We start from the raw sequence: 24,727 nt of genomic DNA, 5'->3' as shown, positions 1-24,727 counted from the left end.
GATTAACGTGACGTTCGGCCAATAAAGTTGGAAACTCGCCGCTTTGCCACACCATTCAATAGTACTCCTCACAAGCCCTCTGGAAGGACGCAACAAAATGATTGGAAAACCGACGCGCCTGCTGTTGGCGAGCCTCTCGATACTCATGAGCTCTGGTGCCTGGGCCGACTTCACGGCCACCCCCTCTGAGGCTCGGGCAATCGCCAAGGAAGCCTATTTGTATGGTTACCCGGTCGTGGAAATGTACAAAACGCTCTATACCCAGGCGGTCGACAAGGGCGGCGTCAACTTCAAGGCACCGTTCAACCATATCGGCAACACCGCCCAGGTCTTCACCCCCAAAGACACCACACTGGCCACGCCGAACCCCGACACGCCCTACTCCTTCGTCTGGATGGACCTGCGTAGCGAGCCGCTGGTGCTGACGCTGCCCAAGATCGAAGACAACCGCTATTACTCGGTGCAACTGGTCGACCTCTATACGCATAACTTCGCGTACCTGGGCACGCGCAGCACCGGCAACAATGGCGGCCACTACATGATCGCCGGGCCCGACTGGAAAGGTCAGCAGCCGGTCGATGTGGATCGTGTGGTGTATAGCGAAAGTAACCTCGCTTATGCGCTGTACCGCACGCAGTTGTTTGATGAAAAGGACCTGAACAAGGTCAAGCAGATCCAGAATGGCTACAAAGTGCAGTCGCTCAGCAGCTATGTGAAACAAGCCGCCCCGGCCAAAGCGCCGAAGATCGATTGGCCCAAGCCGCTGGCCAACATGACCGAAGGCCCGCAACTGTTTCGCTACTTGAACTTCATGCTCGCCTTCGCTGCCCCCCAGGACAGCGAGAAAGACCAGCTCGCACGCTTTGCCACCATCGGCATCGCACCGGGCGCGCCGTTCAAGGTCAACCAGTTGAGCGCCGAACAGCGTAAAGCGCTGGAAGACGGGATCGCCGACGCCAAGGCTGAGTTCGCGGCGTTCAAAAAAGACAAACTCGACACCCAGCAGGTCGCCATAGGCGACCTGTTCGGCAACCGCGATCACCTGAAAAACAACGACCTGTACCGCTATGCCGGTGCCGAGGTGGGGCTTTTCGGCAACTCTGCTGATGAAGCCACCTACTTCAATTACGTCGTCGACAGTGAAGGCAAGCCCGCCAACGGCGCGCGCCATAGCTACACCGTCCACTTCGCCAAGGACCAACTGCCGCCGGTCGACGCCTTCTGGTCACTGACCCTGTACAACGCCAAGACCAAGTTGCTGGTGCCCAACCACAAAAAGCGCTATGTGATCAATTCGCGGATGTTACCCAACCTCAAACTGGACGCCGATGGCGGCCTGACCCTGGCGCTGCAACACCACGAACCGCCAAAAGCCGAACAGAGCAACTGGTTGCCGGCACCGCCCGGCCCGTTCTACGCGGTGTTGCGCCTGTACCTGCCCAAACCCGAGGCGAACAACGGCCAGTGGAAGCTGCCGCCGCTGACGCCACTGAAGTGATACGGCAAGCGACTTACCGCTTTTTCAGTTTCAGATACGACTGATGCAAATCCGACGCCCAACCGTCGATCACGCTTTTCACGTCATTGGGCGTCATCACCTGCGAGTCGTTTTCCAGCGGCTTGCCGGTGCCCTTGCGTACTACCTCCGCAACCACCTTGCCGTTGGCGCCGTCAAGAAACTGCGCCTCGGTGCCCAGCACCGTGTCCTGGTCGCGGATGCCGGTGCCGCTACTCACCGCAGCGGCCACCAGGGCGACCGGCACGAACTCATAAGGTTTCAGGCCCTGGGTTTTGCTGCTGACTGCCGTAATCGCCGCACGCACCACTAACACTCCGGCGCCGGGCCCTTGGGCAAGGGGCAATGACTTGCCGACTTCGCGCTTGAGGGCCTGGTTGAAGTAGTCATTGATGCCACGCAACGTGCTCTCAGGAATTTTCGCGGTGGCTTGGGGCCTGGGGTAAAACTGCGTCGGTTCGATATACACCGCGTTGTAGCGGCTCATATCCAGTTTCGGATCGACCCAACGCAGCACCTCGACGCCCGAAGGCGACTTGGCCGGCTTGAGGCGGCTGTAATCGGACAGGAATCCTGAATACTCATCCGGTTGCGTGACTTGGCTGGCACAGCCCACCATCCCGATCGTGGCGATGCAGAGCGTGCTGATCATTAGCCTTAGTTTCATCATCGAACTCCTTGGCAGTCATCATCAGAACGTTGAGCTGTAGGTATAGCCAATCCTGGGAAAAAGCGCTGAAAAGCTCAGCTGCGTTCGCGCGGGATCAGGCTCTGCAACTGCGCGGCCAGGAAGTTCGCGTTGAAGGCGAAGGTGTCCGGGTCTTTCAAACCGTTGGTTTTCTTCCACAACCAGTCGTTTTTATCCGCCGGCAGCACCAGTGAAACACTGCCGTGCCGTGCCGCCGTCAGGCCCATGACCGACACCGAAATCAAGCCGCCGACGCCCATCACGTCCGGCACGAACTCCACATTCTTGCCGGTGATCTGCACGGTGAGTTTTTCGCTCTTGAACGGCGATGTCTCCACCGGAACGCTCGGGCCGCTGGCGACATACGCTTCACGGTGGACTTCAAGCAAACCAGCGGTATTGACCGGTTCCAGTCATTGTTCGATCTGCTGGAACAGCTCGCCGAGCTTTAGCGCCCAGCGCGCCGATTGCACCTCGAACTGCTGTTTTTTGTGCGCTTCGCTATCGGCGTAATGACGAAGCATCTCGCCCAGTTGCTGTACATCATCCATTGCGGTTTTCCTCGGGTGAGCCGTAGTGCGAACCGCGATCATGGCAGATGCGGCAACTCACCGTATGATTAACGCCTGCGAAACAGCGGGCGCGGCTCGATCACGCTACGCCCGTACTGCACGCTCATCCCCGCCAGCCCTTTCAGGGCGTCTTCAGCCGATTTGTCCGCGCGCACCGCAAACGCATCGAACCCGCACTGGCGCATATGGCTGAGCTGATCGCGTAGCACATCGCCAATCGCCCGCAACTCGCCTCGCCAGCCCATACGCGTGCGCAACAGATAGGCCTGGCTATAGGCGCGGCCGTCACGAAAGCTGGGGAAATCCAGGGCAATCAGCGGCAGCGTGGCGAGCCAGGGCTGCAGCAGTTCGACCTCATCATCCGGGCCCAGCCACACGCCATGCCCCGGCGCATAGGACGCCAGCGGCAGGATCAGTGCAGCGCCGTCCGGCACCTCGTCACGCACCAACACCCACGGATCATCCGCCACCAGACGCGCCTGCCCCTGCTCAAGCTTCAACAGATTGTTCATGCCGGCTGCTCCGCGTACACCTGCTCCTTGAACGGCTCCAGGCCAATGCGCTGCACGGTATCGACAAAGCGTTCTTCGCTTTCGCGGTAGCGCACGAAGGTGCTGATCACGCGCTCGATCACATCCGGAATCTCGGCGGCGCTGAACGACGGGCCGATCACTTTGCCCAGTGAACTGTGTTTGCCCTGGGCCCCGCCGAGGGTGATCTGATACCACTCACTGCCATTCTTATCGACGCCCAGGATGCCGATATTGCCGATGTGGTGATGGCCGCAGGCATTGATGCAACCCGAGATGTTCAGGCTGATGTCACCCAGGTCGTGCAGGTAGTCGAGGTTATCGAAGCGCTGCTGGATCGCCTGGGCGATGGGGATCGACTTGGCATTGGCCAGGGCGCAGAAGTCACCGCCGGGGCAGGCGATGATGTCGGTCAACAGGCCGATATTCGCCGCGCCCAGACCGTGTTCGCAGGCCAGGCGCCACACGGCATGCAGATGCTCCTTGGGCACATCCGGCAACACGATGTTCTGTTCATGGGCGATGCGGATTTCGCCAAAACCGAACTGCTCCGCCCACTCGGCCACGGCCTCCATTTGCGGGGCGCTGACGTCGCCGGGCGGCGCGCTGATACCGGGTTTGGTGGACAACACCACGCTGGCGTAGCCCGCGACTTTATGCGGCATGACGTTGCGGCTGACCCAGCGCGCAAAGCCCGGGTTGTCGGCCAGTTCGGTGCCGTAGGCCAGGCTGGTATCGCTGAGCGACGCATACGCCGGCGGCACGAAGGCCGACGCCACGCGCGCGTATTCGGCATCGGTCAACTGCGCAGGGCCATCGCGCAGGTACTGCCATTCTTCCTCCACCTCCTGGGAAAACGCGTCGATCCCCAGCGCCTTGACCAGGATCTTGATGCGCGCCTTGTACTTGTTGTCCCGCCGGCCATGCCGGTTGTACACCCGCAACACCGCCTCGACGTAGGACAGCAGGTGCCGCCACGGCAAACCCTCGCGAATCTGCAAACCGAGGATCGGCGTGCGGCCCAGGCCGCCGCCCACCATCACGCGCAACAGCATCTCGCCTTGGTCGTCACGGTAAAGGTACAGGCCGATGTCATGCATCATGATCGCCGCGCGGTCTTCGCGGGCCGAGCAGATGGCGATCTTGAACTTGCGGGGCAGGAACAGGAATTCCGGGTTGATGGTTGACCACTGGCGCAGAATCTCCGCCAACGGGCGCGGGTCCAGCAGCTCGTCGGCCGCGACCCCGGCAAAGGCTTCGGTGGTGATATTGCGCACGCAGTTACCGGAGGTCTGGATCGCATGCATGTCCACTTGGGCCAGGCGTTCGAGGATATCGGGCACCTGGTGCAGCTCGATCCAGTTGAACTGCAGGTTCTGCCGGGTGGTGAAGTGGCCGTAGCCACGGTCGTAGTCGCGGGCGATGCTGGCCAGGGTACGCATCTGTTCGGCGCTCAAGGTGCCGTAGGGAATCGCCACCCGCAGCATGTAGGCATGCTTTTGCAGGTACAGGCCGTTCTGCAGGCGCAAGGGCAGAAACTCTTCTTCGCTCAAGTCGCCGGCGATAAAACGCTCGACCTGATCACAAAATTGCGCCACGCGCTCGAACACCAGCGCCCGGTCGTATGCATCGTACTGGTACATATCACCGCCTCATCAGGGTTGGCCGCGTCCCAGGGCGCGGCTTCTAGAGGCGGCGACTATGCGCCTGCGGCGCAGGGCATTAAAGATTCAGGTGCAGGCTTAAAAAGCGGATCAGATGGGCTATAAGCCGTGCTTTCACGCCAAATAAACTGATCCGTAGTAATCAGCTTTTTCTGAGTCTGTTTTGTTTTACCCACACTTCCTACAGTGCCTGCCACTTGGAACCGTGGGAGGACTGAGCATGAGCACAGCAACAATCGGACAGGCCTATAACTACAAGGTCGTCCGCCAATTCGTGATCGCCACCATCGTCTGGGGCGTGGTGGGCATGGCCATGGGCGTGTGGATCGCTTCGCAGCTGGTCTGGCCGGAAATGAACCTCGATTTGCCCTGGACGACTTTTGGCCGACTGCGACCGTTGCACACCAGCCTGGTGATCTTCGGGTTCGCCGGCAGCGCGCAGTTCGCCGCCAGTTATTACGCGGTACAGCGCACCTGCCAGGTGCGGCTGTTTTCCGACAAGCTCGCCGCATTTACCTTCTGGGGTTGGCAATCGGTCATCGTGATCATGTTGATCAGCCTGCCGTTGGGCTACACCACCACCAAGGAATACGCCGAGATCGAATTCTCCGGCGCGGTATGGATGACGGTGGTGTGGGTGGCCTACGCCATTGTGTTTTTCACCACCGTGGTACGCCGCCAGACCCGGCACATCTACGTGGGCAACTGGTTTTTCGGCGCGTTCATCCTGGTGATCGCCATGCTGCATGTGGTCAACCACCTGGCGATTCCGGTGGACTGGTTCAAATCCTACCCGGTGTATTCCGGCGCCACCGATGCGATGGTGCAATGGTGGTACGGGCATAACGCCGTGGGCTTTTTCCTGACCACCGGTTTCCTGGGGATGATGTACTACTTCGTGCCGAAACAAGTCGGGCGGCCGGTGTATTCCTATCGCCTGTCCATCGTGCATTTCTGGGCGCTGATCACCTTGTACATCTGGGCCGGTCCGCACCACTTGCATTACACGGCGCTGCCGGACTGGGCGCAGTCGCTGGGCATGGCGATGTCACTGATCCTGCTCGCACCGAGCTGGGGCGGCATGATCAACGGCATGATGACCTTGTCGGGCGCCTGGCATAAGTTGCGCAGCGACCCGATCCTGCGCTTTTTGGTGTTGTCGCTGGCGTTCTACGGCATGTCGACGTTCGAAGGGCCGATGATGGCGATCAAGACCGTCAACGCCCTCTCCCACTACACCGACTGGACCATCGGCCACGTCCATGCCGGCGCGTTGGGCTGGGTGGCGATGATCACCTTCGGCTCGCTGTACCACATGATCCCGAAAGTCTTCGGCCGCCAGCAGATGCACAGCGTGACGCTGATCAACCTGCACTTCTGGCTGGCGACCATCGGCACCGTGCTGTATATCGCCTCGATGTGGGTCAACGGCATTACCCAGGGCCTGATGTGGCGTGCGATCAACGATGACGGCACCCTCACCTACTCGTTTGTCGAGGCCTTGCAGGCCAGCCATCCGGGGTTTGTGGTGCGCTTTGCCGGTGGCGTGTTGTTTCTCAGCGGCATGCTGCTGATGGCCTACAACACCTGGCGCACGGTGCGGGTCGCCGACTTGCGGGTTGCGCAGCTTGACGCGAGGATCGTCTGATGTGGAGCTTTCTGATGGTGGTGTGCCTGTATGGCGCGGTGGAGTACTGTTTGCGCGGTCAATCCGAGGAGACGCTGGATGAGGCCAGTTTGATTCCGTTCGCCGACGACCCGGAGGTGGCGCGCCGGGTGGAGCTGGCCACCGGCAAACAGATCCACGCGGTGGCAGCTGAGCAAGCCAGGCCGGGCTGGGGCAATCTGGATATGTGAAACTGCTCCGCTGATTTGGCGCGCAACTGCGTATGACTATTCGGCGGCCGATGGGTAAGGTGATGCGATATTTCTTGTCAGGAGCATCGCATGCACACCATCGGCCTGATCGGCGGCATGAGCTGGGAGTCCAGCGCCGAGTACTACCGCATCATCAACCAGCGCGTGCGCGACCAGCTCGGTCCGCTGCGTTCGGCGCAACTGCTGATGTACAGCGTGGACTTCGGCCCGGTGGAACAGGCCCAGCATGCCGGACGCTGGGACGACGCCGCGCTGATCCTCGAGGATGCTGCGCGCCGCCTGCAAGCCGGGGGTGCCGAGTGCGTGGTGCTGTGTACCAACACCATGCATTTGGTAGCGCCGCGGATCGAAGCGGCGGTGTCGATTCCCTTTCTGCATATTGCCGATGCCGCAGGTGCCGCGGCCGTCGCCGCCGGCACCCTGACCGTGGGTTTACTCGGCACCGCGTTCACCATGGAACAGGACTTTCTCACCTCGCGCCTGGCCGCCCACGGCCTGAACGTGCTGGTGCCCGATGCGAACGAGCGCCAGGCCGTCCACCGGATCATCTATGAGGAATTGTGCGTCGGCGTAATCAGCGAGGCGTCACGCCAGGTCTATCAGCGCGTGATCGCCTCCCTGGCCGCACGCGGCGCCCAGGCAATCATCCTGGGCTGCACGGAAATCGGCCTGCTGATCAAACCCGAACACAGCGACCTGCCGCTGCTCGACACCACGGTGCTGCATGCGCAGGCAGCGGTGGCGTTCGCGTTACGGGACTAAGCCGAGGTTCTTGACCCCGCCGCGCGGCGCCACAGCCGCGCAACATCCGCCGCTCGCTCGCGCAACAAGCGCGGTGCCTCGCTGCAGGCGTGCTCCAGGCTCATCGGCCCGGACGGCAAGGCGAAGGCTGCATCCACGCCGTGGGCGTACATCTGCTCGTAGCCTTCACCCAGCGTGCCGGCGATCACGATCACCGGGACCTGGTGCCGCTGGGCGATGCGCGCCACGCCGAAGGGCGTTTTACCGCGCAACGTCTGGGCGTCGAAACGACCTTCACCGGTGATCACAAGGTCAGCGCCGCGTATCGCTTCGTCGAGGCCGACCAGTTCGGCGACCACCTCCACCCCCGCACGGAACTGCGCACCGAGGAAGGCCTTGGCGGCGAACCCCAGGCCACCGGCGGCGCCACTGCCGGGTTCGTCGCGCACGTCATTGGGCAAGACCTTGGCGCAATGGTCGGCAAAATGGCCGAGGGCCGCGTCGAGTTGTTCGACCTGCTGCGGATCGGCGCCTTTTTGCGGGCCGAAAATCGCCGAGGCGCCATGGGGGCCGCACAACGGGTTATTCACGTCGGCGGCGATTTCAAAGCGCACCTGGGCCAGGCGCGGGTCGAGTTGTTCCAGGCTGATCCGCGCCAGGCGGGCCAAAGCCAAGCCGCCCGGTGCCAGAGGGTGACCCTCGGCATCGAACAACTGCACGCCGAGTGCCTGCATCGCGCCTGCGCCGCCATCGTTGGTGGCACTGCCGCCAATCGCCAGGATGATGCGCCGGGCACCGGCGTCCAGGGCCGCGCGGATCAGTTCGCCGGTGCCGAAAGTGGTCGTGGAGCACGCGTCGCGCTGCCCCGGCGCCACCAATTGCAGGCCGCTGGCTTCGGCCATTTCGATGAGTGCGGTGTGGCTGTCGGCCAGCCAGCCCCAATGCGCGTCAACCGCAGCGCCCAAGGGGCCTTTCACCGATTGGTGCCGCAGTTCGCCCTGGCAGGCGGCGAGTACCGACTCCACCGTGCCTTCACCACCGTCCGCCATCGGGCACTGGACCACGCGTGCATCCGGCCAGACCTGCGCCAAGCCTTCGGCAATGGCCTGCGCGACGCCTTCGGCACTCAGGCTGTCTTTGAACGAATCGGGGGCGATGATGATTTTCATGGGCGTTCTCCGGTTTTTATGCCGCCCATGCTGCCAGTTGGCAGCGGCAATGACGCTGGTCCGATGCACAAGTGCGAACCCGGCTTGTTGGTCATTCCGACAAAACCTGGGGCAGCAGCTGGACGCCAAGGTACAGCGCGAGCATGCCATCCAGCGTCAACGGGTCGACCCCGCTGAGTTCGGCAATGCGCTCCATGCGGTAGCGCAGGCTGTTGCGGTGAATGCCCAGCGCATCGGCGCATGCCTGGCTTTGCCCGTCGTGTTCGCACCAACTGCGCAAGGTCGCCTGCAGTTGGCCGTTGTTGTCCTTGGCCAGCACTTTTCGCAGCGGGTTGAGCAATTCGTCCAGGGCATCGTCGTTGCGATGCCGCCAGAGCATCACCGGCAGGCGATAGCGGTTGAGGGTCAGCAGCCGTGAATGCGGCAGGACATCGCGGCCGTAGGCCAGCAGGTCGCCCACGCGTCGATAACAACGACGCAACCCCGCCAAGCCATCGGCTTGCCCGCCGACCGCCACCCGCAGAATCGTCCAGCCCAGGCCTTCGAGCTTTTCCAGCAGGCGCGGATTGTCCACCGGCACCGCCGCCGGCCGGCACCATAGCAGCGAATACTGCGCGGAGCTGACGCACCAACTGTCCGGATAGCGCGACGTCAACCAGGCACTCAGCGCTTCCGCCGTCTGCCCCGCCCCCAACTCGAACAGATACGGCGTGCGCGCCATCTGCGGCTTGAGCCCCAGTTGCTGCGCCTCATCCACCAGGCGTGGCGAGTCGCCGGTGTCGGCCAGCAGCAACGCCAACAGATCGTCGCAGCGCTGGCGTCGCCATTGTTGCTCGGCTTGCTGATGCCGGTGGCTGACCAGCATTTCCGCGGTCATGCGTACCAGTTCGGCATACGTGCGCAGCCCCTCCGGCTCGCCGGTAATGCCGAGCACGCCGATCAGGCGCTGGTCGTGCATCAACGGCAGGTTGATGCCCGGTTGCACGCCCTTGAGGTGCTTGGCGGTCTGCCCGTCGATCTCCACCACGCGGCCGTTGGCCAACACCAGTTGCGCGCCTTCATGCCGCGTGTTGATGCGCTCCGGCTCGCCGCTGCCGAGGATCAGGCCCTGGCTGTCCATGACGTTGACGTTATGCGGCAGGATCGCCATGGTGCGATCGACGATATCCTGCGCCAGGTCATGATCCAGCTCGAACATGGGGCTAATTTCCTTGAAAGCGGCGGTTGTTCATCGGCACAGCGCAAAGGATGCTTCACTGTGCGCGAGCACAAAGACAGCACCCCGCCAGGTGGCCGAGACTCATGGGGCGATCAACGTTACCCTCGCATCGCAAAAAATCATAATAAAGAGAGACTCCCATGTCACAGAGCGCCGTTGCACCACTGGCCACCGATGACGATAAAAACGCCATCTACAAGCGCATTACCCTGCGCCTGATCCCCTTCATTTTTATCTGCTACCTGTTCAACTACCTTGACCGGGTGAACGTTGGCTTTGCCAAGTTGCAGATGCTCGATGCGTTGAAGTTCAGCGAAACCGTGTACGGCCTGGGTGCCGGGATCTTCTTTATCGGCTACGTGCTGTGTGGCGTGCCGAGCAACCTGGCGCTGACCAAGTTCGGTCCGCGGCGCTGGATTGCCTTGATGATGATCGTCTGGGGCACGCTGTCTACCTGCCTGCTGTTCGTCACCACGCCGACGCATTTCTATACGTTGCGCCTGTTGACCGGTGCCGCCGAAGCCGGCTTCTTCCCCGGTGTGGTGCTGTATCTCTCGCAGTGGTTCCCGACGTTCCGCCGTGGGCGGATCATGGCGTTGTTCATGTCGGCGATTCCGGTGTCCGGCCTGCTGGGCAGCCCGTTTTCCGGCTGGATACTCAACCACTTCGGCGCCGGCCAAGGCGGGCTCGCCGGCTGGCAGTGGATGTTCCTGTTGCAAGGCATCCCGACCGTAATCCTGGGCGCCCTCGCCTACTTCCTGCTCAGCGACAGTTTTGCCAACGCCAAATGGCTCCAACCGCATGAGCGCGCAATGCTGGAAGCCGACCACGCGACTGACCTGGCGAACAAGCCGAAAACCACCACCGACTCCCTCGCCGAAGTGTTCAAGAACCCGGCGATCTGGGCGTTCGGCTTGATCTATTTCTGCATTCAGAGCGGCGTCTACGCGATCAACTTCTGGTTGCCCTCGATCATCAAGAACCTGGGTTTCAGCGATAACCTGGTGATCGGCTGGCTCAGCGCGATTCCCTACCTGCTGGCCGCGGTGTTCATGTTGCTGGTGGGCCGCTCCGCCGACTTGCGCAAGGAGCGGCGCTGGCATTTGGTAGTGCCGATGTTGATGGGCGCGCTGGGCCTGGTGATCGCGGTGAATTTCGCCACCACCCCGGCCATCGCCATTCTCGGCCTGACCATCGCCACCATGGGCGCCCTCACCGGCCTGCCGATGTTCTGGCCGGTGCCCACTGCCATGCTCAGTGCGGGCGCGGCGGCCGGTGGCCTGGCGTTGATCAACTCGATGGGCCAGATGGCCGGCTTCCTCAGCCCGTACATCGTCGGCTTTGTGAAGGATGCCACCGGGTCCACGGATATCGCGCTGTACCTGCTGGCGGCGGTGATCGTCGGCGGCAGTGTGTTGGCACTGCGTATGACCCGCACCCTCAAAGTCTGACAGTTGGAGCAGGCTTGCTCCTACTCTGGGTTGGGGATTTACAACTGGCCGCCGCCGTCGATATCGATCACGGCGCCGGTCATAAAGCCATTTTCCATGGCCAGCACAAACCCCGCCGCCACTTCGTCGGCCTGCCCGACGCGACCTACTGGCAATGCGCTCTCCACCTTGGCAAACATCGCCAGGCGCTGCGTTTCGTCCAACCCGGCATACGCCGGCGTGTCGATCACGCCAGGACTGATCACATTGACCCGACGCGGTGCCAGCTCCTTGGCCAATTGCTTGCCCAGCGCTTCGGTGGCGGCATTGATACCGGTCTTAATGAACTGACCGGGCGCCAATTTGCGCCCCAGTTGACCGGAGGTCAGGCTGATGCTGCCGTGCTCGTCGAGGAACGGCAGCGCCCGTTGAATCGCACGCAACGAACCCCAGAGTTTAACGTTGAAATTATCCTGGGCTTCGTCCAGGTCGGTGTCGATCAGGTTCTTGGCGCGCACCGACGGGCCGGCGGTATAGACCAGATGATCAAAGTGCCCCACGGCTTCGAACAGGCGTTGCAGGGAGGCGCTGTCGGTGACGTCCACCGGTTCGCTGCGCACGCCGTTATCGACGCCGGAGGACACACGCCGTCCAGCCAGCACCACCTGTGCGCCACGCGCGGCTGCCGCCTTGGCCACTGCCGCGCCAATGCCGCTGCTGCCGCCGATAACGATGACAGTTTTACCGCTGAGGGAATGGGTCATGGGGAAAGATCCTGGGTCAAAAAATGAGCGTTCATCTTCCCAGCTTGGCAATCAGCGAAAAATCCCGGTAAAACGACAAGATATTTAAGGGATTTTTACAAATGAGCTCGATTCTCGACCTGGAAGTCTTCGTGCGCAGCGCCGACACCGGCAGCCTGTCGGCGGCCGCGCGCAGCCTCAGTCTCACGCCGGCCGCCGCGAGTATTGCGCTCAAACGCCTGGAAACCCGCCTGGGCATACGGCTGCTGGCGCGCTCCACCCGCAGCATGCGCCTGACCGAGGAAGGCCGGCGCTATCTGGACAGCGTGCGTGTGGCCCTGGAAGCCCTGTCCGAGGGTGAACAGGCGATCAAGCAACAAGGCCAAAGCCTCAGCGGTTGGCTGCAATTGGCCGCGCCTTCGGATTTCGGGCGCAACGTGCTGCTGGGCTGGCTGGATGAGTTCAAGCTGGAGCACCCGAACATCCGCGTTCAACTGTTGCTGAACGACAGTAACGCCGACCTGTTCCGCGAAACCGTCGACATCGCGCTGCGCTTCGGTGTACCCCGTGACTCCAGCCTGGTGGCGTTGCCAGTGGTGCCGGACCACCGCCGCATCGCCTGCGCCAGCCCCGCCTACCTCGCGCGCCATGGCGCACCGAGCACGCCGGCAGAACTGGCGCAACACAATACGCTGCGCTACATGCGCCAGGGGCGGGCCAACAACACCTGGTACTTCCGCCAAGGCGCCGAGCTGCAGGAAGTCGAGGTGACGGGCGACTATTTGAGCGATGACGGCGAAATCGTGCGGCGCTGGGCATTGGCCGGGCATGGCATCGCCTATAAAGCCAACCTGGATATCGCCAGCGACATCCAGGCCGGACGCCTGGTGCCGCTGTTGACCGACTGGCAGGGCGAACCCACGCCCTTCAATCTGATGTGCCCCCATCGCCTGCAAGTGTCGGAACGGGTGAAAGTGTTGCATCGCTTCCTCCAGACACGTTGCCGGACGCTGCTGAGCGTATGAAGAAACGCGCCCAGGGCTTGTCCCAGAGCCTGCGAGTCTGGTATTGCATGGCACACGTTTTCCTGATTTGAGGAGCTTTGTATGATTTATCGCACGTTGGGCCAATCCGGGTTGAAGGTCAGCGCCTTGACCCTGGGCACCATGATGTTTGGCGAACAGACCAACACCGAAGACTCGTTGCGCATCATCGACAAGGCCTGGGACCAGGGCATCAACTTCATCGACACCGCCGACGTTTATACAGGCGGACGTTCGGAAGAGCTGGTCGGTGAAGCCATCGCCCGCCAGCGTCAGGACTGGGTGGTGGCGTCCAAGGTCGGCTTTGGCCCACCGGACGGTTTGCCCAACCGCAGCGGCTTGAGCCGCAAGCGTATTTTCAATGCACTGGAAGCCAGCCTGACCCGCCTCGACACCGACTACCTGGATATCTACTACCTGCACCGCGAAGACCACAACACCCCGCTGGAGGTCAGCGTATCGGCGATCGGCGACCTGATTCGCCAGGGCAAGATCCGTTACTGGGGCCTGTCCAACTACCGCGGCTGGCGCATTGCCGAAGTGATTCGCGTGGCCGAGCGCCTGGGCGTGGACAAGCCGGTGATCAGCCAGCCGCTGTACAACATCGTCAATCGCCAGGCCGAGGTCGAACAGATCACCGCCGCAGCCGCCTATGGCTTGGGCGTGGTGCCTTACAGCCCACTGGCCCGTGGCGTACTCAGCGGAAAATACGCACCCGATGCCACGCCCGAGGCCGGCAGCCGCGCCGCGCGGCAGGACAAGCGCATTCTGGAAACCGAATGGCGGGTCGAGTCGCTGCGCATTGCCCAGCAAATCCAGCAATACGCCCAAGAACGTGGCGTGGGGATTGTCGAATTCGCAATCGCCTGGGTACTGAACAACGCGGCCGTCAGCTCTGCGATTGTCGGCCCGCGCACCGAAGCGCAGTGGGATGCGTATACCGGCGCACTGGATGTGAAGCTCACCGCTGAGGACGAGGCCTTTATCGACTCGCTGGTGACGCCGGGGCACTCGTCCACCCCGGGCTTCAATGATGTCGGTCATTTTGTGTCGGGCCGCATGGCACGCACGTAACCCCCGAAAAATCGCAGTTCACTGCCCTCCAGCCAAGGGCAGTGAGCAAACCTGGATGAAACGCCCCAAAACAGAGCCACCTTCTGACGCCAAAAGCACTATATTCCCCTGCTGAAATCCCCCCTCTTTTGTATCCAACGGTTTTCGCGAGGACAGCGTGTCTAAAGGTGTTGTGTTATCGGTCTTGGCTTCGGTGTTGTTTGCCGTGATGTATTACTTCACGTCGCTGCTGACGCCCTTGAGTGGCCTGGAGATTTTCGGCTGGCGCATGTTACTCACCATGCCGTGCATGACGGTGTTCATGCTCATCAGCGGCGAATGGCGACGGGTATGGGACGTGCTGCGGATGCTGGCGGCCAGGCCGCGACTGATTGGCGGCATCGTGGTGTCCTCGGCGCTGCTCGGCGTGCAATTGTGGCTGTTCATGTGGGCGCCGCTGAATGGGCGCAGCATGGATGTGTCGGTGGGCTATTTCCTGCTGCCGCTGACCATGGTGCTGACCGGGCGCCTGGTGTACGGCGAACGCTTGTCGCGGCTGCAACAGATCGCGGTATTTTTTGCAGCCCTTGGGGTGCTTAACGAACTGTATCAGGTCGGTGGTTTTTCCTGGGCCACGCTGGTGGTGATCATCGGTTACCCGGTCTATTTCGTGGTGCGCAAATACCTGACCACCGACCATTTGGGCGGGCTGTGGCTGGACATGGCGCTGATGCTGCCGGTGGCCTGGTGGTTTGTGCAGAGCGGCGAACAGGGCTTTGCGGTGATGGCGGCCCATCCGAAACTGTACGCATTGATCCCGATGCTGGGCGTCATCAGTGCCTCGGCGCTGGTGAGCTATATCATTGCCAGCCGCTTGCTCGCATTTAGCCTGTTCGGGTTGCTCAGTTATGTGGAGCCGGTCCTGCTGCTGGGGGTGGCGTTGCTGCTGGGTGAAGGTATCAAGGCGGGCGAATGGCTGACCTACATCCCGATCTGGCTGGCGGTGATGGTGCTGGTGTACGAAGGCTTCAAGCACCTGGTGCGCCAACGCAGGGCATAAGCGCGAGAGCGTGGGGGGCATCCATGCCCTCCTGCTCAGGGCTGCGCCGCCATTCAGCGGGTTTGCACCTGGACTGTTGGCTGAACAGGCGTGCCAAACTGCTTTTCCAACAGGTCGGCCACGGCGTTCAGTTGCTCGCGCCTTGAGCCGTAAATCGGGATGTCGCTCTGCACTTGATTGCCTACCTCTTCCAGGGAGGCATCCATCACTTCTTTCTTGACGCCAAACAGATTGCCCAGTCGATTGCCCTGGTTCAGCTCGAGCAACGTGCCTGTGACCGGGTTCTTGGCGATTTTTTCGATAGAATAAGCCACGTCTTCAGGAACGCCCAACGCCTCCAGCGCCGTCCCCAGGCCATGGCCAGGGTTTCTGAGCTGCTTGAGGAACTCGTCGTAGAGCCCATTCAGATCATTGGCGCCCGCATTGCTCAGGAGAAGATTACCGAGATCCGCTTTGTATTCCTTGGGCGTCATCAATACGAGCGGGTCGTTATTGTTCAGCCCGTTACGCACTAAGTAGGGACCATCCTTGCTACCGCCATGCAGGTTGCCGTAACCGTCATAATAATAAAGCACCTTATTGCCATCCGCGCGCGTCCCGATGTAGGTGGCTGTGCCGTCCGGCGATAGGTTGTGGAGGCGCGTGTCGGTCAGGCCGTTGACCGGCACCGGCGGGGTGCTGGCGTCTTTGTCCAGGCGCGTAAAGATGTCCCCCTTTTCATACCCAAAACTGCCGACCACCGCATTGGGATCGCCAGCGGCAAACTTTTCCAGCACCCGCTTGACACGCTCCACTTGCTTTGGCGCCGCGTCACTGGAGAAGTGTGCGGCAAGCTGGTCCACCTTCTTTGGATCGCTGAGCGCCGCCTTGAGCGAGGCTGTCATTTCTTCACGGGTGTTGAATGCGTGAAACGACTGACCTTCTTGCTCCGGCAAATACATCAGAAAGTTCGGCCCTTCGGCGGTCGCCGGCGTGCGCTTGGCCATGACGATGTCTTTGGCTTGTACGCCATCGACGGCAAAGGTCGACACCTGCACACCGGGTGCTCCCGGTTTGCCAGGCCTTACGACGGCAGTCGCCAGCGCTCGCCCGCCGGCACTCAGCGAACCGTCGCGGAACTCTGACTGTATGCGCTCCATGTAGTTTTGAAACGCCTGGTCGACTGGGTCCGAGTCGCTGGTCGAGCGGATGCGGCGAGTGGACACTGCGGGCTCGTTTTGCGCGTAAGGGGTAAGCAGATGTTGGCTTGCATAGGATGTATTGATCATAAAATGTATCCCGACGTGACTACTGAAGTTCGGCATCCCTGCATCAAGGCACAGGAGGTTTCCTGCGGCCCTGCCATCTTTGTGGACGCGGCTCGAAATACGGTTCCTCACACCTGGCGTACAAAAAAACCCGGCAGAGGCGACCTCGACCGGGCTTGTTGTGACAAGAAGGTGATCAGTCGGTGTTCAGTACACCGCGGCGCACCTGGTCACGCTCGATGGACTCGAACAGCGCCTTGAAATTGCCCTCGCCGAAGCCATCATCGCCCTTGCGCTGGATGAATTCGAAGAACACCGGGCCCATCAGGGTTTCCGAGAAAATCTGCAACAGCAGGCGTTTGTCGCCTTCAATGGACGAACCGTCGAGCAGGATGCCGCGCGCTTGCAGTTGGTCCACCGGCTCGCCATGGTTCGGCAGGCGACCTTCGAGCATTTCATAGTAGGTATCCGGCGGCGCGGTCATGAAGCGCATGCCGATCTTCTTCAATGCGTCCCAGGTCTTGACCAGGTCGTCGGTGAGGAACGCCACGTGCTGGATGCCTTCACCGTTGAACTGCATCAGGAACTCTTCGATCTGCCCGGCGCCCTTGGACGACTCTTCGTTGAGCGGGATGCGGATCATGCCGTCCGGGGCGCTCATGGCCTTGGAGGTCAGGCCGGTGTACTCGCCTTTGATATCGAAATAGCGCGCTTCACGGAAGTTGAACAGCTTCTCGTAGAAGTTGGCCCAGTAGGCCATGCGCCCGCGATACACGTTGTGGGTCAGGTGATCGATGACCTTGAGGCCGGCACCGACCGGGTTGCGCTCTACGCCTTCGAGGTAGACGAAATCAATGTCGTAGATCGAACTGCCTTCACCGAAACGGTCGATCAGGTACAACGGCGCGCCGCCGATGCCCTTGATCGCCGGCAGGTTCAGCTCCATCGGCCCGGTGTCGATATGGATCGGCTGGGCGCCCAGTTCCAAGGCGCGGTTGTAGGCCTTTTGCGAGTCCTTCACACGGAACGCCATGCCGCACACCGATGGGCCGTGCTCGGCCGCGAAGTAGGAGGCGATGCTGTTGGGTTCATTGTTGAGAATCAGATTGATCTCACCCTGGCGATACAGGTCGACGTTCTTGGATCGGTGGGTCGCGACTTTGCTGAAGCCCATGATCTGGAAGATCGGCTCCAGGGTGCCTGGGGTGGGCGATGCGAATTCGATGAACTCAAAGCCCATCAGGCCCATTGGGTTTTCGTATTGGTCAGCCATTTTCGGCGCCTCTTCATTCTTGGGATGAACGGATGTCAATTGCCAGCAAGGATGAAGTGGGAGGGAGGCGCACACGAGAGACCTCGCACGCTGCGGGCGAGGAAGTCACCGAAGATGAGGGGGGAGCCGAGTAGCTTCATGGGTACATCAGTCTCTGACGGCTGAGGCTTGCGTGAGCGCAAGTCCATATTCTTGTATGCGTAAATCGATTCTACACAGCGTAACAGCGTTTGTCCGTACTCTTATCAAATCCCCATTGGCCTGCTCGGAGCAAGGGGTTTGTTGCACAGGTAAATACCGAGCAGGATCACCGCGCCGCCCAACAGCATCGGCAGAGTCAGTCGCTCATCCAGCAACGCCGCGCCGCAAATGACGGCGGTCAGCGGATTCAGCGCGATAAACACACCGGCGCGGGTCGCGCCGATTCGGCGGATGCCGTCGTACCAGCCGATATACGCCAGCGCCGAGCCCAGCACCCCGAGGTACAACAGGCTGAACAGTTGCGGCCAATGCACGGCGGCCAGCGCATTCAGGCTGATCCTGCCACTGATGAGGGTGGTGGCCGTCAGCATTACTGTCCCCAGCAGAATCGACCACGTGACTGTTTGCAACGCGCCCAGGCTCTGGTTGAGCTCACGGGAACACAATGAGTACACGCCCCACCCCACCACGCAACCGAAGATCAGCACATCGCCGACCCACGCGTTGGCTGCGGCCTGCAGCAGTTGGGGGTTGCGGCTGACAATCACCGTGCCCGCGCCGACCAGGCACAAGGCAATCCCCAGCCACTTGGCCGCGCCCAGGCGCTCCTTGAACAGCCACCATGAAGCCACGCCGATCACTGCGGGGTTTAGGGCCACGATCAAGGAGGCTCGCGATGCATTGATGTAATGCAGGCCGTAAAAGAAGCACAGATTGTAGAAAAAGATGCCGAAAAAACCCAACACGGCCAGGCGCACCCATTGCCTGGCGTCAGGGCGAGTCAGGCGCACGCGTGCGCAGGCCATAAACAGCAACAGTGCAACGCTCGCCGATAGAAAACGCAGGGTCGCGGCCAGCAGCGGGTCAAGGTCGGCCGCCAGGTAGCGGCCGGCCACAAAGGTCCCGCCCCAGATCATGGTCACAGCGGTGAGCTTCAGATAAGTCGAGCGGTCGGGGGAAGATGTCATCGGCGGGTTGCTCTGTGGCCTGTAGGATTGGCGTATCCTCCAGCTAATGATCAATCATCGTAAAATGAGTAAATACTCATGACCCTCACGCAATTGGAAATATTCTCGCGGGTCGCCGAACTGCAAGGTTTCACCAGTGCGGCCCTTCGCCTGGGGATCAGTCAGTCTGCCGTGTCCCATGCGATCAAAGCCCTGGAGCAAGAGCTGGGGGTGGAGTTGTTTCGACGCCATCAGTCCCCAATCGAGCTCAGCGACATCGGCCGGCAACTGCTGATGCGCGCCCGCACGTTGCTCGGCGTGGCCGACACCTTGCAGCAGGAAGCCTGCGACGCGCGCGGGATGAAACGCGGTACGCTGCGCATCGGCTCTTTCGGCCCCACCTCATCCAATCGCCTGCTGCCGCGCATTCTTAAGCGCTATCGGCTACAGCATCCGGGCATTGAAGTGCATGTCGACGAAGGCCCGGATCGCCAAGTGATCCAATGGCTGGATGAGCGGCGTATCGACGTCGGGTTTGTGGTACTGGAGCACGAACGATTCGATACGTTTGCGCTGTTCAAAGACCAGATGGTCGCCCTTTTGCCCGCCGCCCACCCCTTGGCCGAACGCCCTTGCGTGGCACTGAAGGCGCTGTGCACTGACCCGTTCATCCTCACCGAAGCCGGCTCGCTGGAACTGGTCTCGCGACTGTTCGACAGCGCCCGGTTGACCCCGAATGTGCGTTATCGCTGTTCGCAATTGCTCAGCACCCTGGAGGCGGTGAGTCGCGGCGACGGCGTCAGCGTGGTGGCGCAGGCGTCGCTGCCCGAAACGCCGGATGCGCGCTACACCGTGCGCCCGCTGTCGCCGCCGGTCAGCCGCGAAGTTGGCCTGGCGGTGCTGGATCAACGCCAGTCGACGCCGGCGACCCTGGCCTTTATTCAAGTTGCACAAAGCGTGGATTTCTCTGCCGCGGCGAGCTTAATTGAGCCCGGCCATCTATCATCGAGTTAATCCTGCGCCTTGCGGCGTTCCGCCTCCCACCACAGACCGTTCGCCCCATGCCCCTGACCGTCAACGGCCCGCAAAAACGCGCCACCCGCTACCTGATCAGCGCACTCAGCGCGCTGCTGCCAATCGGCCTGGGCATACTCATCCTGCACTGGCAGGCTGAACGCACGCTGCAACAAAGTACCGCGCAGATGGCCCAGGAAGCGGTGCGCCAGTTCGACCTGATGCTCGACAACACCGCCCTCGCCGCCCAGGCCTTGCTGCCGCTGGCCGGTCAGCCCTGTGACAGCGGCGTGCAGTTGGCACTGCGCGAGCAAGTCACACGCCGGCCGTTTGTACGGGCAACCACCTTGTCCTGGCAGAAGAACATCTATTGCAGCTCCTTGTTCGGCGGCGGTTATGAATCGCTGGTCAACCCGGGCGATTATGTCGATGGGCGCTTGTGGTTGATGGATGGCAACCCGGTCACACCGGATACCGCGCTGCTGGTATACCGCCTGGTCGACGGCGATCAAGGCGCCTTTGCGTCGATTGACGGCTACCACCTGACCAATGCCCTGCGCCTGATCAGCCGCCATGCAGAGCTGATCCTGCAGGTCGGGCCGCACTGGATGGGCGCTGACGGCAAGGTGCAGGACACGGCGTTGCCGGTATTTGCCGTGGCCCATCACCATCTGGTGTCGCCGCGTTATCACTACAGTGTCGACGCCGGCATGCCGGCCGGGGAAACCTGGCGCTATATGCAAGAGCGTTACCCGGCGCTGTTCAGCCTGGTGGTGTTCTTCGGTGTACTGGCGGGCGTGCTGGCTCACTGGCTGCAGAAACGCTCGTCGGCCCCGACCCACGAGCTGCAACGGGCCCTGGGTGCCAATGAGTTCGTCGCCTATTTCCAGCCGGTGGTACGCGGCGATACACGCGAGTGGGCCGGCTGCGAAGTATTGATGCGCTGGAACCACCCCAAGGAAGGCCTGGTGCGGCCGGACCTGTTCATTCCGCTGGCCGAGGATTGCGGCCTGATCGTGCCCATGACGCGCGCGCTGCTGCGCCAGACGGCGGCGCAATTGGCGCCGCATGCCGAGCGTTTTCCCCGTGGCTTCCATATCGGCGTGAATATCACCGCGCGTCATTGCCAGGACTTGGCGCTGGTGCAGGACTGTCGCGAGTTTCTCGCCGCCTTCGCGCCTGGCCAGGTAACCTTGGTGCTGGAACTGACCGAGCGCGAGCTGATCAACCCTACGGACATCACCCGCCGCCTGTTCGATGCACTGCATGAACTGGGCGTGATGATTGCAATCGATGACTTCGGTACCGGTCACTCCAGCCTGGCCTACTTGCGCAACTTCAATGTCGACTACTTGAAGATCGATCAAAGCTTTGTCGCCATGATCGGTGTAGATGCACTCTCGCGGCATATTCTGGACAGCATCATAGAGCTGTCCGGCAAGCTCGACTTGGGCATCGTTGCCGAAGGCGTGGAAACAATCGAGCAATGTGAATACCTGGCGGCACAAGGCGTGGATTTCCTGCAGGGTTACCTGTTCGGGCGCCCGCTGCCCTGCGACGAGTTCATTAAATCCCTGATCAGCCATTGAATAGCCATCTACCGCGCCGATGAAAGAGTGTTAATTAGCTAAAGACATGATTTACTCGTGACGGATTAACTACTACAATTTTTCATACCTGTGCAGAACTCGCAGGAAGGCTTCTTTCTTGAGTCGCCTTACAGCTCTTGGCTTATAGCGTTATCTGCAGTTGATATCAGCCAAATACACTATTGGAGTAAAGATTTTGTCCAGACTCGCCGAATTTCGCGCAGCAGAAAAAGCCCTTCAAGAGCAGCTTGCCCAGCTGGAATCCCTGAAGAACGACGCTGGCCTGAAGAAAGAAATCGAATTCGAAGAAAAGCTGCAAGCGTTGATGAAGAGCTATGGCAAGGGCCTGCGCGATATCATTTCCATCCTTGACCCTAACCCAGGCAAGGCCGCAGCGGTCGCCACCGCACCAAAACAGCGTCGCGCACGCGTGGTCAAGGTTTACCAGAACCCGCACACCGGCGAACTGATCGAGACCAAAGGCGGCAACCACCGCGGCCTGAAAGCCTGGAAAGAACAGTACGGCGCTGCCACTGTAGATTCCTGGCTTCGCGGCTGATCGACAACGCACTTGCAAAGAGCCCCGCAACAGCGGGGCTTTTTTGGTTTAAACGTTCGAATGCGAACTTAAATAACATTTCACTTTGTTCAAAAACGCTTACCGTGGGGCCTTTTCAAAGTTTCAGGCTGTCACGCACCGAACGGACTTCATCCTTGCTCGCTTCGTATGCTTGCGCCTGCCCTGCGTATGAAAAAACAAAGGCTTTATCGGTATCAACAGCGCCCACCAATGTTTGCGAGAGTACGTGGCGGCCGTTCTCGGTAATCACACAAGTAGTTTCCAGCGCCTCAAGACGACTCAATGTTGTAGGATGCATCTTGCTGCACACACTTTGATAGCCGCCCTGGGCAAAGTCTTTCTGGATGGACTTGCGCATTTCCAGTAACACGCCCTCAAGATTGACGGCATGCCCGGCCTCGATCGGCGTGCCCGTCAACTCCATGACCATCACTGTCGCGCCATTTTCATCATTCTTGATTGCCCGTTGCCGAGACACCGGTTGAGTGTTGGCGGGCGTCTCCCCGGCAGGCTCCACTTCCTCGATTTGCCAGCCGCTGGGCCAGTGAATTTCCGGTTCGGCCGCCAGCGCCATAGGGCTACCCAAGAACAAACACAACGTGCTCAACAACGCTGTACGACATTCGCTCATTACAAAAACATCCCAGGTTCAAGCGCCGAAGTTTGCGGCCCAGCCCCTGCGGCTCGCAAGGCCTGCGTGGGCTTTTTCATTTGGCGCGGCGGGCGGGCGTTGCGTATCATGGCCCAGCCGCACGAATGCTTGCCGCAAGCCAAGGGAACGCACCGCTCATCTCACGCCGCGTTTGCCCCATTTTTTTCTGGAGGGCCCATGAGCCTGCATGATCTGAACACTTTCCCGGGCGTCACCGCCCAGCCTGACACCGCCACGTCGAACTTCGTGTTCAACCACACCATGCTGCGGGTCAAGGACATCACCAAATCCCTGGATTTCTACACCCGCGTCCTCGGGTTCTCGCTGCTCGAAAAGCGCGACTTCCCGGAAGCCGAATTCAGCCTGTACTTCCTCGCACTGGTGGACAAGGCCCGGATCCCCGCAGACGCCGCCGAGCGTACCCAGTGGATGAACTCGATCCCAGGCATCCTGGAACTGACCCACAACCACGGCACCGAAAACGACGCCGACTTCGCCTACCATAACGGCAACACCGACCCACGCGGCTTTGGCCATATCTGCATTTCGGTGCCGGATATCGTGGCCGCGTGCGAGCGCTTCGAAGCCCTGGGCTGCGACTTCCAGAAGCGCCTGAGCGATGGCCGCATGAAAAGCCTGGCGTTCATCAAGGACCCGGACGCTTACTGGGTTGAGATCATTCAGCCCACGCCGCTGTAAAAATCCGACGCCATCAAAATGTCCGATGCCACGCCTAGCGTGAGGACATGAGACGCCAAGAAAACCTACACGGCGCAGCCCTCCGCTCACTGAAGCACTGGCGCTTTGGTGGGCTGGGGGCCATATGGGTGTGCAGCGGTTGCACGCGTGGGCATGTCAGAACCAGGCCCCGGCAATCGCAATGACACGACCCAGGCCGGCGGACGTCATCGCGCAATCCCCAAGCGTGCCACGAATGGCGTGTTACGCAGACTCTCCATAACGAAAGAATTCTATGAAGGCCCGCAATGCAGGACGCATCAGTCGCCGGGAAGGATAGTAGATATAAAAGCCATCGAAGGGTGGACACCACTCTTCCATGACGGAAATCAGCCTGCCTGCGCGGACATCGGCCAAAACGTTTTCCTCAAACAAAAAAGCCAGCCCAATGCCGTCGAGGGCGGCCTGCCTCATCAGTTCCTGCTGTGGCAGGATCAGATTGCCGTTCACCCCGACACTGATGGCATGCCCGTCGTGCTCCAATTCCCAGCGGTAGATACGGCCACTCTGGAACCTGCGGCGGATGCAGTTGTGTGCGGCCAGGTCGCGGGGGTGCAGAGGTTTGGGATGCCCGGCGAAGTAAGCCGGGGCCCCAACGATCATGCCGCGCCGTGCCCCACCAGCACGTACCGCGATCATGTCGATCTCCAGACTCTCCCCGAGCCTGATCCCGGCGTCACACCCTTCCTCGACTATGTTCTCAAACGTATCCGAAACGCGAATGTCGAGCTCAATCGCAGGATAGAGCGCCACGAATGCCGGCAGTCGACGCATGATGACTTCCTGGACAGCGAGGAGCGGCATCGTGATCCGTAAGGGACCAGAAGGAGCAACAGCATCCTCCGTAACTTCCGCGAACCCGGTTTCGATTTCGGCGAGGGGGCCTGCGACCCGTGCCAGAAGGCGTTCGCCCTCCTCTGTCGGGCGTGTCGAGCGTGTGGTCCTTGCCAATAGGCGCAGCCCCAAGGCGCCCTCTAACGTGGAGACCGCATGGCTGACCGCAGAAGGCGCGATGCCGAGTTGATCGGCCGCCGCGCGAAAGCTGCCTGTCTTGGCGACGGCGACGAAAACGACGAGTTGGGAGAGCTGTGTTCTGTCCATTGTTCTAAATTTTAGATCAACACAATCTCGCTTGCACGGATTATCAGTACTAGTCGCTCGCTCTACCCTGTTCGTATTC

General features: G+C 60.9%; 23 protein-coding genes and 1 pseudogene. 12 read left to right on the top strand and 12 right to left on the bottom strand.

Annotated elements, in window-relative coordinates:
* Positions 1-97: 97 nt before the first annotated feature.
* Positions 98-1,498 carry a DUF1254 domain-containing protein gene (locus MOQ67_RS15760; protein WP_017846277.1) on the top strand — a complete coding sequence of 467 codons (1,401 nt, stop codon included), beginning with the start codon at positions 98-100 and terminating at the stop codon, positions 1,496-1,498.
* A gap of 13 nt (positions 1,499-1,511) precedes the next feature.
* Here MOQ67_RS15760 and MOQ67_RS15755 read toward each other — a convergent pair whose 3' ends face one another.
* From MOQ67_RS15755 to MOQ67_RS15740, 4 genes and pseudogenes are all read right to left on the bottom strand, one after another.
* Complete coding sequence (locus MOQ67_RS15755; RefSeq protein ID WP_026139938.1) at positions 1,512-2,183, bottom strand: DUF3313 domain-containing protein; 672 nt, start codon at positions 2,181-2,183, stop codon at positions 1,512-1,514.
* A gap of 77 nt (positions 2,184-2,260) precedes the next feature.
* Positions 2,261-2,755, bottom strand: a pseudogene (locus MOQ67_RS15750) (hypothetical protein).
* A 68-nt stretch (positions 2,756-2,823) separates the two neighbouring features.
* Positions 2,824-3,288, bottom strand: a complete 465-nt coding sequence (locus MOQ67_RS15745) for a DUF934 domain-containing protein (protein ID WP_193040686.1) — start codon at positions 3,286-3,288, stop codon at positions 2,824-2,826.
* Positions 3,285-4,949, bottom strand: coding sequence for a nitrite/sulfite reductase (locus MOQ67_RS15740; protein ID WP_448675517.1), 1,665 nt, complete (start codon positions 4,947-4,949; stop codon positions 3,285-3,287). The genes MOQ67_RS15745 and MOQ67_RS15740 overlap by 4 nt, the downstream gene beginning before the upstream one ends.
* 241 nt (positions 4,950-5,190) lie before the next feature.
* Here MOQ67_RS15740 and ccoN point away from each other — a divergent pair, with 241 nt between their 5' ends.
* From ccoN to MOQ67_RS15725, 3 genes are all read left to right on the top strand, one after another.
* A complete protein-coding gene (ccoN, locus tag MOQ67_RS15735) occupies positions 5,191-6,618 on the top strand; it encodes a cytochrome-c oxidase, cbb3-type subunit I (RefSeq protein WP_017846282.1) in 1,428 nt (475 codons plus the stop codon).
* On the top strand, positions 6,618-6,827 hold the full coding sequence (locus MOQ67_RS15730) for a cbb3-type cytochrome c oxidase subunit 3 (protein WP_046383517.1): 210 nt from the start codon (positions 6,618-6,620) through the stop codon (positions 6,825-6,827). The genes ccoN and MOQ67_RS15730 overlap by 1 nt, the downstream gene beginning before the upstream one ends.
* A gap of 90 nt (positions 6,828-6,917) precedes the next feature.
* A complete protein-coding gene (locus MOQ67_RS15725; RefSeq protein WP_017846284.1) occupies positions 6,918-7,610 on the top strand; it encodes an aspartate/glutamate racemase family protein in 693 nt (230 codons plus the stop codon).
* Here MOQ67_RS15725 and MOQ67_RS15720 read toward each other — a convergent pair.
* Both MOQ67_RS15720 and MOQ67_RS15715 read right to left on the bottom strand, forming a co-directional pair.
* On the bottom strand, positions 7,607-8,758 hold the full coding sequence (locus tag MOQ67_RS15720) for a glycerate kinase (RefSeq protein ID WP_198718187.1): 1,152 nt from the start codon (positions 8,756-8,758) through the stop codon (positions 7,607-7,609). The two genes, MOQ67_RS15725 and MOQ67_RS15720, sit on opposite strands and share 4 nt — an antisense overlap.
* Positions 8,759-8,849: 91 nt before the next feature.
* A complete protein-coding gene (locus MOQ67_RS15715) occupies positions 8,850-9,956 on the bottom strand; it encodes a sugar diacid recognition domain-containing protein (RefSeq protein ID WP_046489470.1) in 1,107 nt (368 codons plus the stop codon).
* A gap of 161 nt (positions 9,957-10,117) precedes the next feature.
* On the opposite strand from MOQ67_RS15715, the gene MOQ67_RS15710 reads away from it, so the two are divergent.
* Positions 10,118-11,428: an MFS transporter gene (locus MOQ67_RS15710; RefSeq protein WP_017846287.1), complete on the top strand. Its 1,311-nt coding sequence runs from the start codon at positions 10,118-10,120 to the stop codon at positions 11,426-11,428.
* Positions 11,429-11,466: 38 nt separating this feature from the next.
* Here the strand turns inward: MOQ67_RS15710 and MOQ67_RS15705 are convergent, their stop codons facing one another.
* Positions 11,467-12,171 (bottom strand): SDR family oxidoreductase, encoded by a 705-nt coding sequence (locus tag MOQ67_RS15705; RefSeq protein WP_104903234.1) that lies wholly within the window; start codon positions 12,169-12,171, stop codon positions 11,467-11,469.
* Between the two features lie 101 nt (positions 12,172-12,272).
* On the opposite strand from MOQ67_RS15705, the gene MOQ67_RS15700 reads away from it, so the two are divergent.
* The 3 genes from MOQ67_RS15700 to rarD all read left to right on the top strand — a co-directional run bounded on the left by MOQ67_RS15700 (position 12,273) and on the right by rarD (position 15,306).
* Positions 12,273-13,175: a LysR family transcriptional regulator gene (locus MOQ67_RS15700; RefSeq protein ID WP_046383522.1), complete on the top strand. Its 903-nt coding sequence runs from the start codon at positions 12,273-12,275 to the stop codon at positions 13,173-13,175.
* 81 nt (positions 13,176-13,256) lie between these two features.
* Entirely contained in the window at positions 13,257-14,267 is a 1,011-nt protein-coding gene (locus MOQ67_RS15695; RefSeq protein ID WP_017846290.1) for an aldo/keto reductase, read from the top strand.
* 157 nt (positions 14,268-14,424) lie between these two features.
* A complete protein-coding gene (gene rarD / locus MOQ67_RS15690; protein WP_102617074.1) occupies positions 14,425-15,306 on the top strand; it encodes an EamA family transporter RarD in 882 nt (293 codons plus the stop codon).
* 53 nt (positions 15,307-15,359) lie between these two features.
* Here the strand turns inward: rarD and MOQ67_RS15685 are convergent, their stop codons facing one another.
* From MOQ67_RS15685 to MOQ67_RS15675, 3 genes are all read right to left on the bottom strand, one after another.
* Positions 15,360-16,574: a dermonecrotic toxin domain-containing protein gene (locus MOQ67_RS15685; RefSeq protein WP_232925664.1), complete on the bottom strand. Its 1,215-nt coding sequence runs from the start codon at positions 16,572-16,574 to the stop codon at positions 15,360-15,362.
* A gap of 175 nt (positions 16,575-16,749) precedes the next feature.
* Positions 16,750-17,826: a 4-hydroxyphenylpyruvate dioxygenase gene (gene hppD / locus MOQ67_RS15680; protein ID WP_017846293.1), complete on the bottom strand. Its 1,077-nt coding sequence runs from the start codon at positions 17,824-17,826 to the stop codon at positions 16,750-16,752.
* A gap of 245 nt (positions 17,827-18,071) precedes the next feature.
* On the bottom strand, positions 18,072-18,995 hold the full coding sequence (locus tag MOQ67_RS15675) for a DMT family transporter (RefSeq protein WP_198718186.1): 924 nt from the start codon (positions 18,993-18,995) through the stop codon (positions 18,072-18,074).
* 78 nt (positions 18,996-19,073) lie between these two features.
* Here MOQ67_RS15675 and MOQ67_RS15670 point away from each other — a divergent pair, with 78 nt between their 5' ends.
* From MOQ67_RS15670 to MOQ67_RS15660, 3 genes are all read left to right on the top strand, one after another.
* Positions 19,074-19,988: a LysR family transcriptional regulator gene (locus MOQ67_RS15670; RefSeq protein WP_046383527.1), complete on the top strand. Its 915-nt coding sequence runs from the start codon at positions 19,074-19,076 to the stop codon at positions 19,986-19,988.
* Positions 19,989-20,035: 47 nt separating this feature from the next.
* Positions 20,036-21,577: an EAL domain-containing protein gene (locus tag MOQ67_RS15665; protein ID WP_198718185.1), complete on the top strand. Its 1,542-nt coding sequence runs from the start codon at positions 20,036-20,038 to the stop codon at positions 21,575-21,577.
* Between the two features lie 196 nt (positions 21,578-21,773).
* Positions 21,774-22,136, top strand: coding sequence for a histone-like nucleoid-structuring protein, MvaT/MvaU family (locus tag MOQ67_RS15660; protein WP_017846297.1), 363 nt, complete (start codon positions 21,774-21,776; stop codon positions 22,134-22,136).
* 115 nt (positions 22,137-22,251) lie between these two features.
* Here the strand turns inward: MOQ67_RS15660 and MOQ67_RS15655 are convergent, their stop codons facing one another.
* On the bottom strand, positions 22,252-22,788 hold the full coding sequence (locus tag MOQ67_RS15655; RefSeq protein ID WP_026139941.1) for a DUF4946 domain-containing protein: 537 nt from the start codon (positions 22,786-22,788) through the stop codon (positions 22,252-22,254).
* Between the two features lie 198 nt (positions 22,789-22,986).
* On the opposite strand from MOQ67_RS15655, the gene gloA reads away from it, so the two are divergent.
* Positions 22,987-23,508 carry a lactoylglutathione lyase gene (gene gloA / locus MOQ67_RS15650; protein ID WP_017846299.1) on the top strand — a complete coding sequence of 174 codons (522 nt, stop codon included), beginning with the start codon at positions 22,987-22,989 and terminating at the stop codon, positions 23,506-23,508.
* 243 nt (positions 23,509-23,751) lie between these two features.
* On the opposite strand, the gene MOQ67_RS15645 is transcribed toward gloA, so the two are convergent.
* Complete coding sequence (locus MOQ67_RS15645) at positions 23,752-24,648, bottom strand: LysR family transcriptional regulator (protein WP_198717446.1); 897 nt, start codon at positions 24,646-24,648, stop codon at positions 23,752-23,754.
* Positions 24,649-24,727 lie beyond the last annotated feature (79 nt).

The sequence above is a fragment of the Pseudomonas sp. LY-1 genome (genome assembly GCF_053502595.1).
The sequence above is the reverse complement of the archived record's forward strand: the minus strand, read 5'-3'. Positions and strand labels throughout refer to the sequence as shown.

Coding starts and splice junctions, on each gene's coding strand:
- MOQ67_RS15760 (WP_017846277.1), top strand. CDS start 98: ATGATTGGAAAACCGACGCGCCTGCTGTTGGCGAGCCTCTCGATACTC.
- MOQ67_RS15755 (WP_026139938.1), bottom strand. CDS start 2,183: ATGAAACTAAGGCTAATGATCAGCACGCTCTGCATCGCCACGATCGGG.
- MOQ67_RS15745 (WP_193040686.1), bottom strand. CDS start 3,288: ATGAACAATCTGTTGAAGCTTGAGCAGGGGCAGGCGCGTCTGGTGGCG.
- MOQ67_RS15740 (WP_448675517.1), bottom strand. CDS start 4,949: ATGTACCAGTACGATGCATACGACCGGGCGCTGGTGTTCGAGCGCGTG.
- ccoN (WP_017846282.1), top strand. CDS start 5,191: ATGAGCACAGCAACAATCGGACAGGCCTATAACTACAAGGTCGTCCGC.
- MOQ67_RS15730 (WP_046383517.1), top strand. CDS start 6,618: ATGTGGAGCTTTCTGATGGTGGTGTGCCTGTATGGCGCGGTGGAGTAC.
- MOQ67_RS15725 (WP_017846284.1), top strand. CDS start 6,918: ATGCACACCATCGGCCTGATCGGCGGCATGAGCTGGGAGTCCAGCGCC.
- MOQ67_RS15720 (WP_198718187.1), bottom strand. CDS start 8,758: ATGAAAATCATCATCGCCCCCGATTCGTTCAAAGACAGCCTGAGTGCC.
- MOQ67_RS15715 (WP_046489470.1), bottom strand. CDS start 9,956: ATGTTCGAGCTGGATCATGACCTGGCGCAGGATATCGTCGATCGCACC.
- MOQ67_RS15710 (WP_017846287.1), top strand. CDS start 10,118: ATGTCACAGAGCGCCGTTGCACCACTGGCCACCGATGACGATAAAAAC.
- MOQ67_RS15705 (WP_104903234.1), bottom strand. CDS start 12,171: ATGACCCATTCCCTCAGCGGTAAAACTGTCATCGTTATCGGCGGCAGC.
- MOQ67_RS15700 (WP_046383522.1), top strand. CDS start 12,273: ATGAGCTCGATTCTCGACCTGGAAGTCTTCGTGCGCAGCGCCGACACC.
- MOQ67_RS15695 (WP_017846290.1), top strand. CDS start 13,257: ATGATTTATCGCACGTTGGGCCAATCCGGGTTGAAGGTCAGCGCCTTG.
- MOQ67_RS15685 (WP_232925664.1), bottom strand. CDS start 16,574: ATGATCAATACATCCTATGCAAGCCAACATCTGCTTACCCCTTACGCG.
- hppD (WP_017846293.1), bottom strand. CDS start 17,826: ATGGCTGACCAATACGAAAACCCAATGGGCCTGATGGGCTTTGAGTTC.
- MOQ67_RS15675 (WP_198718186.1), bottom strand. CDS start 18,995: ATGACATCTTCCCCCGACCGCTCGACTTATCTGAAGCTCACCGCTGTG.
- MOQ67_RS15670 (WP_046383527.1), top strand. CDS start 19,074: ATGACCCTCACGCAATTGGAAATATTCTCGCGGGTCGCCGAACTGCAA.
- MOQ67_RS15665 (WP_198718185.1), top strand. CDS start 20,036: ATGCCCCTGACCGTCAACGGCCCGCAAAAACGCGCCACCCGCTACCTG.
- MOQ67_RS15655 (WP_026139941.1), bottom strand. CDS start 22,788: ATGAGCGAATGTCGTACAGCGTTGTTGAGCACGTTGTGTTTGTTCTTG.
- gloA (WP_017846299.1), top strand. CDS start 22,987: ATGAGCCTGCATGATCTGAACACTTTCCCGGGCGTCACCGCCCAGCCT.
- MOQ67_RS15645 (WP_198717446.1), bottom strand. CDS start 24,648: ATGGACAGAACACAGCTCTCCCAACTCGTCGTTTTCGTCGCCGTCGCC.